The 12,414-nt window shown below is 52.9% G+C and carries 16 protein-coding genes and 3 pseudogenes; all 19 read left to right on the forward strand.

Going from position 1 to position 12,414, the window contains the following annotated elements:
* Nucleotides 1-63: 63 nt before the first annotated feature.
* Nucleotides 64-279, forward strand: a pseudogene (locus tag LLF79_RS05285) (terminase small subunit); the annotation flags it as partial.
* 2 nt (nt 280-281) lie between these two features.
* A pseudogene (locus LLF79_RS05290) lies at nt 282-353 on the forward strand (lysozyme); the annotation flags it as partial.
* A gap of 47 nt (nt 354-400) precedes the next feature.
* Nucleotides 401-862: a lysis protein gene (locus LLF79_RS05295; RefSeq protein WP_227879194.1), complete on the forward strand. Its 462-nt coding sequence runs from the start codon at nt 401-403 to the stop codon at nt 860-862.
* 289 nt (nt 863-1,151) lie between these two features.
* Complete coding sequence (locus tag LLF79_RS05300) at nt 1,152-1,679, forward strand: Rha family transcriptional regulator (RefSeq protein WP_062729438.1); 528 nt, start codon at nt 1,152-1,154, stop codon at nt 1,677-1,679.
* A 100-nt stretch (nt 1,680-1,779) separates the two neighbouring features.
* Entirely contained in the window at nt 1,780-2,037 is a 258-nt protein-coding gene (locus LLF79_RS05305) for a hypothetical protein (RefSeq protein ID WP_141237443.1), read from the forward strand.
* A 203-nt stretch (nt 2,038-2,240) separates the two neighbouring features.
* Nucleotides 2,241-2,474, forward strand: coding sequence for a hypothetical protein (locus LLF79_RS05310; protein ID WP_227879195.1), 234 nt, complete (start codon nt 2,241-2,243; stop codon nt 2,472-2,474).
* Nucleotides 2,475-2,559: 85 nt separating this feature from the next.
* Nucleotides 2,560-3,558: a terminase small subunit gene (locus LLF79_RS05315; protein WP_062729441.1), complete on the forward strand. Its 999-nt coding sequence runs from the start codon at nt 2,560-2,562 to the stop codon at nt 3,556-3,558.
* Nucleotides 3,536-4,843: pseudogene (locus LLF79_RS05320) on the forward strand (terminase large subunit domain-containing protein). The gene LLF79_RS05315 and the pseudogene LLF79_RS05320 overlap by 23 nt, the downstream one beginning before the upstream one ends.
* A gap of 1 nt (nt 4,844) precedes the next feature.
* Entirely contained in the window at nt 4,845-6,233 is a 1,389-nt protein-coding gene (locus tag LLF79_RS05325; RefSeq protein WP_227879196.1) for a DUF4055 domain-containing protein, read from the forward strand.
* Nucleotide 6,234: 1 nt separating this feature from the next.
* A complete protein-coding gene (locus LLF79_RS05330; protein WP_061098070.1) occupies nt 6,235-7,332 on the forward strand; it encodes a phage minor head protein in 1,098 nt (365 codons plus the stop codon).
* Nucleotides 7,333-7,412: 80 nt separating this feature from the next.
* Nucleotides 7,413-8,183, forward strand: a complete 771-nt coding sequence (locus LLF79_RS05335; protein ID WP_227879197.1) for a hypothetical protein — start codon at nt 7,413-7,415, stop codon at nt 8,181-8,183.
* Nucleotides 8,184-8,194: 11 nt separating this feature from the next.
* The gene (locus tag LLF79_RS05340) at nt 8,195-9,148 is read left to right on the forward strand and encodes a major capsid protein (RefSeq protein ID WP_023344281.1); all 954 of its coding nucleotides are present in this window, start codon (nt 8,195-8,197) and stop codon (nt 9,146-9,148) included.
* Nucleotides 9,149-9,201: 53 nt separating this feature from the next.
* Entirely contained in the window at nt 9,202-9,429 is a 228-nt protein-coding gene (locus LLF79_RS05345; protein WP_375542340.1) for an Ig-like domain-containing protein, read from the forward strand.
* Between the two features lie 36 nt (nt 9,430-9,465).
* The gene (locus tag LLF79_RS05350) at nt 9,466-9,948 is read left to right on the forward strand and encodes a DnaT-like ssDNA-binding protein (protein ID WP_070531243.1); all 483 of its coding nucleotides are present in this window, start codon (nt 9,466-9,468) and stop codon (nt 9,946-9,948) included.
* Complete coding sequence (locus LLF79_RS05355; protein WP_227879198.1) at nt 9,948-10,298, forward strand: hypothetical protein; 351 nt, start codon at nt 9,948-9,950, stop codon at nt 10,296-10,298. Before LLF79_RS05350 ends, LLF79_RS05355 begins: the two co-directional genes overlap by 1 nt.
* 1 nt (nt 10,299) lies before the next feature.
* Entirely contained in the window at nt 10,300-10,884 is a 585-nt protein-coding gene (locus tag LLF79_RS05360; protein ID WP_227879199.1) for a hypothetical protein, read from the forward strand.
* The gene (locus tag LLF79_RS05365) at nt 10,881-11,291 is read left to right on the forward strand and encodes a DUF4128 domain-containing protein (RefSeq protein WP_227879200.1); all 411 of its coding nucleotides are present in this window, start codon (nt 10,881-10,883) and stop codon (nt 11,289-11,291) included. The genes LLF79_RS05360 and LLF79_RS05365 overlap by 4 nt, the downstream gene beginning before the upstream one ends.
* A 66-nt stretch (nt 11,292-11,357) precedes the next feature.
* A complete protein-coding gene (locus tag LLF79_RS05370; protein ID WP_096150918.1) occupies nt 11,358-12,029 on the forward strand; it encodes a phage tail protein in 672 nt (223 codons plus the stop codon).
* A 65-nt stretch (nt 12,030-12,094) separates the two neighbouring features.
* A complete protein-coding gene (locus LLF79_RS05375) occupies nt 12,095-12,406 on the forward strand; it encodes a phage tail assembly chaperone (RefSeq protein WP_023344275.1) in 312 nt (103 codons plus the stop codon).
* Nucleotides 12,407-12,414: the final 8 nt, after the last annotated feature.

Below are 12,414 nucleotides of genomic sequence, written 5' to 3' on the forward strand. Positions count from 1 at the left end.
GTCGTTGCTTCAAATAATGAAGCTATCAGTGACGTCTAAAATTCATTCAATTTAGAGGTAACAATGGCTAAGCCGGACTGGGGCGAGCTGCAGAAGCGGTTCCTGTCTGATCACGCTGCTACTGGCATATCCCCTAAGGAATGGTGCGAGGCACATAACCTTAATTATGTAACAGCTCGCCGCTATATCAAGAAAGCTACTGCGCAAAATACAAAAATTTACGCGCGAAAGATAGCGCGCACTGCGCAGAAAGAAAAAAGCGCAGATGAGCTGGTGGACATGGGAACCAGAAAGGCGCATGCGATCTGCTGCGGCGCTGGACTCATGCTGGAGGCAAACAGTGGAAAGGGTGAGTAACGCGCCGGGAGATTGAGCGCGAAGTCTGCGAGTGGGGCCAGAAATGAGTCGAATAACAGCCATCATCTGCGCTGTCGTTATCTGCCTGCTGGTTTCTATGACATGGGCGATTAACCACTACCGAGACAACGCCATCGCTTATAAAGACCAGCGCGATATAGCCACTGAGAAACTCATCCTGGCGAACGCCACTATCAAAGACATGCAGACCCGACAGCGAGATGTCGCTGCGCTGGATGCTAAATACACGAAGGAATTGTCCGATGCGAAATCTCAGCTTGAAGATCTGCAGCGTTGCGTTAGCTCTGGTAAGTGTGGGCTGCACGTCAACGCCAGATGTCCCGCGAACAGAGAGACCAGCGCCGGCGGCCTGGGCGATGCTTCCGGCCCCCGACTTACTGACTCCGCTGAACGGGATTATTTCACCCTCAGAAAACGAATCACTACTGTGACGAAGCAGGTAGGCTACCTGCAGGACTACATCAAAGCGCAGTGCCTCAAATAAGCAAAAGAAAAAAATATTTCAGTTGTTCATATCTATTTATTGCTATTCATCTCAACGAATATCTATTCAATGAGTGATTATATCTATCTGAATATAAATGATTTAATCAAGCCTCGCGAAATGCAGGGCTTTTTTATAGCCGCAGCAAAACGTGCACCGCATGCGCAAATTAACCACCGAACCAGACCCTTTCGAATGAGCCGTTGAGGATGTCAGTTAGTGCTGGCGAGCCTCGGTGAGCTGACTTCCTATGCGGCAACGGTTCATCTCAAAGAGCAGGTAAAACGCTATGAAAGAAGCAGTGTTAGTCCAAGAGTTCGACTTTTCGAAGATGGTGATGGCTATTCAGGGGAAAGCGTTCACTACCAGTCAGAAGATTGCTGATTACTTCTGTAAGCGTCATGACAACGTACTTCGGAAAATCAGGCAGGTGAAATCAGAGTGCCCGCCAGAATTCGCCGCCCTCAATTTTGAGGAGGCTGATTTCATTGATAAAAATGGCGATGCTCAGCCCATGTTCAAACTTACAAAGGACGGTTACATGTTGGTGGTCATGGGCTTTACTGGTGCGGCCGCCACACTAATCAAGGTGCGATATATACAGGCATTTAACTGGATGGCGGACCAACTGACTCGTTGGCATGAAATGGGTGAGCAGGCCCAGCATCGACATGCGCTGAAGGTTGCCAAATCTGAAGTAAAGGCGCGAATCGGCAGCAAGATGATGAATGCCAGGAAGCGAGAAAAGAAACTGCTTGCGCTGGAGTTCAGTCATATCCTCTCGCTGACGCAGCCAAAACTGATTTTCACAGAATGACGGCCATTGCAAAGCTCATCTGCGGGTGGGCTTGATAATGAATGCTAAAGAAAATCTTCAAAAAGTCGATACTTCCAGTTCTATCTGAAAAGGAGGATGTATGAGCACTTTTAATCTGGTTAGCACAGTCAAATTTGAAAACTCTAATGGGCATGAGGCTAAATACGACATCTACTTTGACCAAGCTTCGTCTGTTTATCATGCAGAAATTTTTCATATTGCCCGCGTGAATTCTCAGGGGCCTAATGGCCATACCATATACGTCTGGCATAGAATTCCTACTACTTACCAACGAATTCCTGGTAATACAATTGAAGACATAGTGGATTCTTGCCGGAACAATTTTCTTGGTAAATAAATTACATAAGCCGCCTAAGGGCGGTTTTTTATGATCATCGCAATGGGAAGACCCATTGTAATGACCATAGCGGATAAACCAAGAATAACCCCGCAGGGGGTAATTAGAGGGAAAACATACCACTAAGAGGTAACTTTTTTAATTAGCTGTAAACAAACCAACGAGGCTATGCTTAAAATCCTAAACAGATATGCGGAGGGCTTATGCGTAGCTTTGAACATTTAGTTGCCGAGATAAAACAAGAATTGCGATTAAGAGGGCTTGAGCATTCCTCTCTGATATTCACAAAAATGGCTGAGCAATATTCGCCTTACTATCAGTCATTTGACGCAGCAAAGAAAGCGGATCTATTGATAAAACTAAGGGCGCTTGAACGAAGTGTAGGCCTGAAAAATAAATTTGATTGGGAATCGGCTCTGTCCTCCAAAAGAGTATAGAGTGCGTCCATGGCACTTTTCGTAGTCATTAAAAAGGCCACTTTCGAGTGGCTTTTTTAATGGCTTTAAAAATAGGAACATCAAGATGGCAAAGCCGGACTGGGGCGAGCTTCAGCAACGGTTCCTGTCCGAACATGCCGTAAACGGCGTATCACCAAAGGAATGGTGTGAAGCGCAGGGACTGAACTACGCGACTGCCCGCCGATATATTAAAAAACCTTCTGCGCAAACTGCGCAAACTGCGCAAAAACCTGCGCAGAAAAAAATGCGCACTGCGCAGAAAGATAAAAGCGCAGTTGAGCTGGTGGATGATGATGGACTTACCGCTCAGCAGCGCATATTTGTCGCGGAGTACCTTAAGGACAACAACGCCACCGCTGCCGCTGCACGTGCTGGCTATAGTGACCCAAACTACGGTCGTCAGCTCATAACGAATCCTAACGTTGCCCAGGCCATTGCGCAGCAGCAGAAAGCCTCCATTGCGCGCACGCTTGGCTGTGCTGATGAAGTCCTGGCGCAGATGTGGCAGCTCGCGACTTTCGATGCAAACCAGCTTTCACAGTATCGCCGCGGTGCGTGTCGTTACTGCTGGGGTTTCGGTCACCATTACCAGTGGCGCGATGCAGTTGAGTTCGAAGAGAAGAGGCTCGAGGCTGTTGAGCGTGACAGACGTGAACCCGAAGATTCCGGCGGCTATGGCTACGACCACAACCGAGAACCAAACCCAGAATGCCCGCGCTGCAACGGCGATGGCATTGGCCAGCCTTACTTCGCTGACACAAGGAAACTTTCCCCTGATGCTGCGCTGGCTTACTCCGGCGTCAAGGTGGGGAAGAGTGGCGTGGAGATTACGGCCATAAGCCGCGAGCGCATGTACGAAGCGGTAATGAAGCGCCTAGGCCTGGCCGATAGCGAATTCGCGCAGCGCCTGCAGAAAATTGAAATCGAACGCCGGCAGCTTGAGGTCGAGAAACTCCGTAAAGAGCTGGCCGGTGATGGTGAGGACGATGAACCGACCCCAGTGCAGATCAATATCAACGTAGTGGATGCGAGGGCAGACGATGGGGATCAGCCCGACACTTAACATTCCTCAGGCGCGCTTCCTCGCGATGCAGCACAAATTCAAAGCCTATGTTGCCGGGTTCGGTTCCGGTAAGACATGGGTGGGGTGTGGCGGGATCTGCAAAGGGATGTGGGAACACCCGAAGATTAACCAGGGTTATTTCGCGCCGACGTACCCGCAGATCCGTGACATCTTCTACCCGACGATTGAATAGGTGGCATTTGACTGGGGTTTAAGCGTCAAAATTAACGAGGGGAACAAAGAGGTTCACTTCTACGAGGGGCGACGGTACCGCGGGACGACAATTTGCCGTTCGATGGAGAAGCCCGGCTCGATAGTCGGCTTTAAAATCGGTAACGCGATGGTGGATGAGCTGGACGTCATGGCGGCTGCCAAAGCGCAGCAGGCGTGGCGAAAAATCATAGCCCGTATGCGTTATAAGGTTGATGGGCTGCGTAACGGTATTGACGTCACTACCACGCCGGAAGGGTTTAAATTCGTCTACCAGCAGTTCGTGAAGGCGGTGCGTGAAAAACCAGAGCTCTCGGCCCTGTACGGTCTCATACAGGCCAGCACGTTCGACAATGCGAAGAATCTACCGCCTGATTACATCCCATCGTTGCTGAGTTCTTATCCTGACGAACTGATTCAGGCATACCTGCGCGGGAAATTCACCAACCTCAACAGCGGGACCATTTACCACACCTTTAACCGCAAGCTGAATAACTGTTCTGAAGAGATTCAGGATGGGGATCCGCTCTTCATCGGTATGGACTTCAACGTGGGGAAAATGGCCGCGATTGTTCACGTAAAGCGTAACGGCCTGCCGCGTGCGGTTCGTGAACTCGTGAAGGTCTACGACACACCGGCAATGATTAAGCGCATTCAGGAAGAGTTCTGGCGCTACGAGGAGGGGCGATATGTGAAGAGCCGAGAGATTTACATCTATCCGGATGCCTCAGGCGACTCCCGTAAATCCCAGAACGCCAGTAAGACCGATATCGCCCAGCTCAACGAAGCCGGATTCAGCGTCATTGTTGATGATGCTAACCCGCCGGTTAAAGACCGTATCAACTCGATGAACGCCATGTTCTGTAACGCCAACGGCGAACGCCGCTATCTGGTCAACGTCCAGAACTGCCCGGTTTATACCGAGAGCCTCGAGCAGCAAATCTGGGCGGCAAATGGCGAACCGGATAAATCAGCGGATAACGATCACCCCAATGATGCTGGCGGGTATTTCATCGTGAAGGATTACCCGATCGTGAAACCGGCATACTCAATCACCATGGACACCACTTTCTGATATGGCAAACGACGACATCACCTGGGTTCGACCAGAACACCGGGCGGCTTCTGCTGCCTGGCGGAAATACAGGGACTTTTGCAAAGGGGCCGAGGCCGTAAAAGCGGCAGGTAATAAGTATCTGCCGTATCTCGACCCAACCGATAAATCATTACGCAATAAAAAGCGTAATGAGGACTATCTGAGCCGAGCGGTGTTCTACGCCATTGCCGGTAATACGAAGATCGGTATGCTTGGGATGGCATATCGCAAGGACCCCACGTTTAACGGTCCTGAAAAACTGAAATACCTGTTGGACAATGCTGACGGGGCCGGTACCAGCATCTATCAGCAGTCACAACTGGTGACCGAGAACGTGCTGGAAGTTGCGCGAGAGGGGCTTTATGTTGACTACGCAGAAGCATCCGATGAGGCGATCATCCTCCGCTATCCGGCAGAGAACATTATTAACTGGCGAACAAAGCGAATTAACGGACGCGATCAGCTGGTGCTGGTGGTCCTGCGCGAATGCGTAGAAGAACCGGATGGTTACGCTTATAAGGATGAAATCCAGTACCGCGAACTGGCGCTGGAAGAAGGCCGGTTCATCTGCCGAGTGTGGCGCCGGGCTGGTGGCACCGCGAGCGGAACCTACACTGTTGATAGTGAGTACCACCCAAAGCCGAAAGGAAAGGACTACTGGGACGAAATCCCGTTCACCTTTGTCGGTGCTCAGAACAACGATCCCACTATCGATGATTCCCCCCTGGCCGCGCTGGTGGAGATAAACCACGGACATTACCGAAACAGCGCTGACTATGAAGACAGCGTATGGTTTTGTGGCCAGGTGCAGCCGTACATGACTGGGCTCGATACCAACTGGCGCGACCACCTCGAGAAGAAGGGCGTGAAAATTGGTTCCCGATCACCGCTTTTGCTTCCCAAGGAGGGCTCGTTTGGCTATGCCCAGGCGCAGCCGAACATGCTGGCTAAAGAGGCCATGGACAGTAAGCGCGATTACATGGTGCAGCTGGGCGCCCGACTGATTGAGCAGAACGCCACGGCGAAGACTGCGACGCAGGCGAGTGGTGAGCAAACATCTTCCACATCGGTGCTCGGTATCTGCGTTTCGAACGTTTCTGAGGCCTATACGCTGGCGCTTGGCTGGTGTGCGAAATACCTCGGCATCAAGGGCGAAACGACGAGTTACACCATCAATCAGGAATTCATAGCTAAGGTTGCCGAGTCGGGCATGGTGACGGCAATTGTCAACGCTTGGCAGTCCGGTGCGCTGCGCGATAGCGATATGATTCGCTCGCTGCAGAAGCTCGATCTCATTGACCCGGCAGACAGCCCGGACGAGGTTATTGATGCGCTTCGCAATCAGGCACCAACGTTGACGGGAGGCTGATATGCCCACCATTAACGAAAGCCTGCGTGATGAATCTATCGCGCATTCCGTTTGGTTAAGCCGCTACGCCACTGGAGTGGCAAACCGGATGGTGAAGTTGCTCAGCGAGACGGACGCAGAACTGTCGGCACGCCTGCTGGATGCGCTGGACAGATTGCCGCCGGAGAGCTTCACAGTTAATCGCCTGCAGAGTTTACTGGGCAGCGTGCGCGATCTTAACCATCAGGCCGTAGCCACCATGCAGGCAGGGCTCGAGAGTGAGCTGGTGGCGCTGGCAAAGAACGAAGCCAGTTATCAGCTGAACCTGTTCGATTCCCTTCTGCCATCACAGGTCCTGTCTCACTATCCGTTGCAGGGCATCACCGCCGATATGGTGTATGCCGCGGCGATGGCGCAACCCTTTCAGGGGCGGCTGCTGAGTGAGTGGGCGGAGAATCTGGAATCGGACAGGCTGGCGCGTATCGTGAACGCCGTCCGCAGGGGGTATCTTGCTGGCGACACGGTAGAAACTATCGCGCGCAATGTTCGTGGCCACGCCAACAAAGACTATCGCGACGGGGCGCTGCAGATGAGCAGGGCAAACGCCGCCAGCATCGCTAAAACAGCTGTGAATCATCTGGCTGCCACAGCGCGCAACAGCTTCACCAGTGCCAACAGCGATATCGTGAAAGGCAAACAGTGGCTGTCTACGCTGGACAATAAAACCAGCCACGACTGCATTATTCGTGACCTGCTGCGTTACACCCTGGATAACAAACCGGTCGGGCATAAGGTGCCTTACCTGCAGGGACCCGGGAAGATTCATTTCTGCTGCCGTTCTACTGAAACTCTGATTCTCAAGTCTTGGCGCGAACTCGGCATTGATATTGATGAGATGGACGAGGGCACTCGTGCCAGCATGGATGGCCAGGTGCCAGCTAAAACCTCGTATCTGGAATGGCTCGCGCGCCAGTCGGCACAACGCCAGGATCAGGTTCTGGGTGCCGAGCGTGGACGTCTGTTCCGCGCGGGTGAAATCGACCTTGCTGATATGTTCACTGACAAAGGCGAGTGGATCAGCCTGGAACGGCTGAAGCAGCTCTCAGGCACAGACAACTAACAATCACATCTTACTCCACGCCCTGGCATCCGCCGGGGCTTTTTTATGGGCGAGGCCCGGCAAAATCCCGAGGGGAAATTATGTTAATTCGAAACATGCTTCTGAAATATTACGCACCTGAAAGCGGCGGCGAGGGCAGCGGTGGCGGTGGTATCGAAATCACCCCAAAAATCCAGAAGCTGATTGATGAGCGTGTGACCAGCGAAGTCACGGGCCTGAAATCGAAAAACTCTGAGCTGCTGGGTACCATCAAGCAGCAAAAAGAAACCTTGTCACGCTTCGATGGTATCGATCCTGATGCTGTGCGCGGCATTCTCCAGCGTTTTTCCGACGACGAAGAGGCAAAGCTGATTGCCGCCGGAAAAATCGATGAGGTGCTCGATAAGCGCACCGAGCGTCTGCGTGCTGACGTTGATAAGCAGATTAAAGCCGCAAATGAACGCGCGGACAAAGCCGAAGCGTTCTCCAACAAATTCCGGGATCGAGTTCTGGGCGATGCAATCCGTGCAGCAGCCTCAAAAGCTGGCGCGCTGCCGGAAGCATCCGACGATCTGATTCTGCGTGCCAAAGGCACATTCCAGCTCAACGACGAAGGCGAGGCCGTAGCAGTTGATGCAAATGGCGATGTTCTGTTCGGTAAAGACGGCAAAACCCCACTAAGCCCGCTTGAGTGGGCGGAGTCTCTTAAGGAGACGGCTCCGCATCTGTTCCCACGCGCAGAAGGCACCGGCGCGGGCGGACACAAACCAAACGGCGTTGGCAGCCTGAAACGTTCCGAAATGAGCGCCAGCGACAAAGCGGACTACATCCGCAAGCATGGCCAGCAGGCCTTCCTCAAACTTCCGAAATAAGGGATTAACCCATGTCTACCACTGTTAATAGTGACCTGATCATTTATGACGATCTGGCGCAGACCGCTTTCCTCGAGCGTCGCCAGGACAACCTGGCAATTTTCAACGCGTCCTCCAACGGCGCGATCCTGCTGGATAACGAACTGATTGAAGGCGACTTCCGCAAGCGTGCCTTCTACAAGGTGGGCGGCTCAATCGAATCGCGTGACGTTAACTCCACCGAAAAGGTGACGGGTAAGAAGATTGGCGCCGGTGAAGCCGTATCCGTCAAAGCGCCGTGGAAATACGGTCCATACGAAACTACTGAAGAAGCGTTCAAACGCCGCGGCCGCTCGGTTGACGAGTTCTCCGAAGTGATCGGCACTGATGTGGCTGACGCGACGCTGGAAGGCTACGTGAAATACGGCCTGAAGGCGCTGACGGCTGCTATTGGCGCCAACGCGGATATGGTGGTCACCGCCGATATCGAAACAGACGGCAAGAAGACCCTGACGCGCGGCCTGCGTAAGTACGGCGATAAGTTCAACCGTGTCGTGCTCTTCGTTATGCACTCCGCCACTTACTTCGACATCGTGGATGAGGCGATTGCCAACAAAATCTATGAAGAAGCGGGTGTGGTGGTTTACGGCGGGCAGCCGGGCACGCTGGGTAAGCCTGTGCTGGTGACCGACACCATGGACGCGGATGCGATTCTCGGGCTGGTGACCGGGGCGGTGACTGTTACTGAGTCTCAGGCTCCGGGGTTCCGTTCCTACGACATCAACGATCAGGAAAACCTGGCGATCGGGTACCGTGCTGAAGGCGTGGTGAATGTCGACCTGCTGGGTTACAGCTGGGATACCTCCAAAGGTGACAACCCGGACCTGACCAAAATCGGCACTGCAGGTAACTGGAAGAAGCACTTCACCAGTAACAAATCTACGGCTGGCGTGCTGATTAAGCTGGGATCCGCAGCGGGGGAGTAACGCTGTCAGCGGATAAAACCTCCGCTACCGCTGACAGCACCGATGCGGTCACCATTTCCCTGAAGTACATGCTAAACGGCGCAGGTGTTTCCGGCAAAACCGTTGCCTGGAATTCAAGCGGCGGCACGCTCAGCACTGCCAGTTCTCAAACCGGCTCTGCTGGTGGGGCGACGGTCAAGCTTACCTCCGATACGGCTGGTACTTTCACGGTCACTGGTACTGTTGATGGTATTGCTAAATCGAGTGAGGAAATCACCTTCACCGCACCTGCTGCAGGCTAACCGATGGGGCGTAAGCCCCATTCAACGGATGCTCAGATGATTAATACTGATATCACCGCCGCTGACGTTAACAGTTACGCCAGCGAAGATGAACTGGCGTCATTTGCCGCGCTGAGAGGGATTGAGCTGCCTGAAAAGCTCGCGCCGTTACTGATTAAGGGGATGGACTATCTGGAAGGGCTAGATTGGGTAGGTTCCAAAGCAGACCCTCGACAGCCACTGGCATGGCCACGCGTGAATGTCGTTCTGGATGGACACGACTTCCCTCCCGACCAGGTGCCGCGGCAGGTTATCACCGCACAATGTATGCTGGCTATCGAGGCAATTGATGGCGATTTGCTTTCAAGCGTTCGTGAGGCCGCGGTTAAAACCGAACGTGTCGAAGGCGCCGTAACCATGACCTATGCGGTTGCCGATGGTGAGGTGTTCACACCATCCTACCCGGCGGTAATGGCTATTCTCGGCGACTTGGCTGGTGGGCGTGGATATGCAATCAATGCTTTCGCGGAGCGCGCGTAATGGCCATCAACTATCAGCGAATGCAGGCGACAACGACTCGTATGCTCAAGCAGAACGGCATTGCATACAACGTCACGCGTAAGGGCACGTTAATCGTCATCGGTGGTGTGGAGCATCGTTCCGATGATATCCAGTTCACCGCCACAGGAGTGAAGACGGATTACGCGCCAGCCGAAATTGATGGAACCGTCATTGAAAACGGCGATATTCGGATTGTCTTCACCGCTGAGAAGGAAATTAAAACCGGCGATCTGATCGTCGTGGACGGCGTAAGCCACCGCGTAGTTAAACCTAACCCCGTGAAACCGGGTGCGGTAGTGCTCTGCTACAAATCTCAGTTGAGGACATAGCATGAGCGATAATAAGGCGTTTACGGCTGCCATCAACGCGTTCGTGGACAAAGCCAAAGCGAATCAGGAAGCGGTCGTACGTGCTGTCGGCATTCGGATTCTTAATCAACTGGTGATGATGTCACCTGTCGGCAACCCCGAGCTCTGGGGCATCAACCAGACGGCAGCTTCTTACAATCAGGCGGTATACGACCATAACGAAGCGCAAAAATCGGACCCTGCAAACCTGACTAAAACCGGACGACTTAAGAAGAAGGCTCGACTGGTGGATGGGATGGATATCAAAGCGCCGCCCGGATATACGGGTGGACGGTTTCGGGGCAACTGGCAGGTGTCTTTTGATGCACCGACCACAGATGAAACGGGCCGTGTCGATAAAACCGGAAATCTGACAAAAGCCGCCGGCAATTACACACTGTCGCTGTTCAAAGTCGGGATGAATGATATTTATTTCTGCAACAACGTCCCTTACGCGTATCGACTGGAGATGGGGCACTCTTCCCAGGCTCCGGGAGGGATGGTACGCATTACTGCTGCTGAGTTTCAGCGATTTTTTGAGGAAGCAGTAAGGGAGGTGACTAAATGATTCCCGATATCGCGGCGGCGCTGGCCGCCAGGCTCGGCGAGTGGGCTGATGCTGAAGGTATCCCGGTTGCCTGGGAAAACGTGCCTTTTACACCGCCGTCTGATGGGCTCTATCTTGCAGTCCATGACATGCCCGCCACGCCGCGTACGCTGGACCTTGGATTGCGCTGCCGCATTTATTCAGGTGTTTACCAGATTAACGTTGTTGCCCCAGCCGGCACAGGCCGTACCGATGTCGTGGCTCTGGCTGACCGCGTGGCTGAATTGTTCCCCGAAGGGCAGGAGATTGAAGGCATGGGTTTTACATGCTGGATAGATCAAACGCCTGGTGTTTTCCGCGGTATCACTACATCTGTCTCTTATACCGTTCCCGTTAGTCTCAATTATCGAGCTGATATCTCCAGCTAATGCTTGCAACCTTCTAAACCTGACCGGCTCTTTGCCGGTTTTCCCGTTTCTAAAGGAGTAATCAATATGGGCTTTGCATTGCCTAACGGCGCTCACGTCTATCTGGCATCGGGTTATGGCCCAGCCATTACTTTCACCGGGGCGACGAACGCCGAAAATATGGTGATCACCGTGAGTGAAGCGGACGCACTCAAGGTGGGTGATATTGTTCATGTGAACTGCAACTGGTCCGGTGTTGATAACGTCATTGCAAAAATTGATGCGATTGCAGAAAGCGCCGTAACCCTTCGCAATATCAATACCACCAACAAGAACAAATATGCCGCTGGTGGCGGTGCCGGTTCGATCCGAAAGGTGCTTGAATGGACCGAGCTGCCGCAAATAACTGAGGTGTCGAAATCTGGTGGCGATCAGAACACCACGCAGATTCAGTTCCTCAGCGATGATCGCCAGCGCAACCTGAATACCTATAAATCCGCAGTCTCCCAGACCTACTCGATCGCGCATGACTCCTCTCTCCCTGTATATCCGCTTCTTCGCCAGTTGGATGAAGACGAAGAGACGGTTGCGGCTTACATGTACGTGCCGAAGGCGAAGGAAAACCGTTACTGGGCGGCCACGGCGTCCTTTGACGATACGCCAACTACTGCAGTTAACGAGGTAGAGACAGTGAGTGTGGTGCTGAACCTGCAGTCACCGGCGATGACGTTCTACAAGGCGACTGACGCTGCTGCCTGACCCGTCAGAGCTTTCACCATTCAATGCCTCCCATCACGGAGGCTTTTTTTCGTTAAGAGGTATCGATGGCGACCAAATTCACCCTTCAGCCCAAACCTACATTCAAGGCCAATGTCTCGATTCCCCGCGCTGGCGATGAGGATGGCGTGCTGACGTTCACGTTCAACCACAAGCCACTTAAAGAACTGGCTGATCTCGAAAAACTCGAAGGTAAAACCGCCACTGATTTTCTGATGGAAATTATTTCTGGCTGGGCGCTCCCCGATGCATTCAACGCGGAGAATCTGTCGGTGCTGCTGGAAAATTATCCGGCTGCAATGAAGGCTATCCCTGAAACCTACTATCGCGAACTGATGGGGCAGCGCGAAAAAAACTGATAGCGGTT

The sequence above is a fragment of the Enterobacter cloacae complex sp. 2021EL-01169 genome (assembly GCF_020733125.1).
In the GTDB taxonomy this organism is placed as follows: domain Bacteria; phylum Pseudomonadota; class Gammaproteobacteria; order Enterobacterales; family Enterobacteriaceae; genus Enterobacter; species Enterobacter roggenkampii.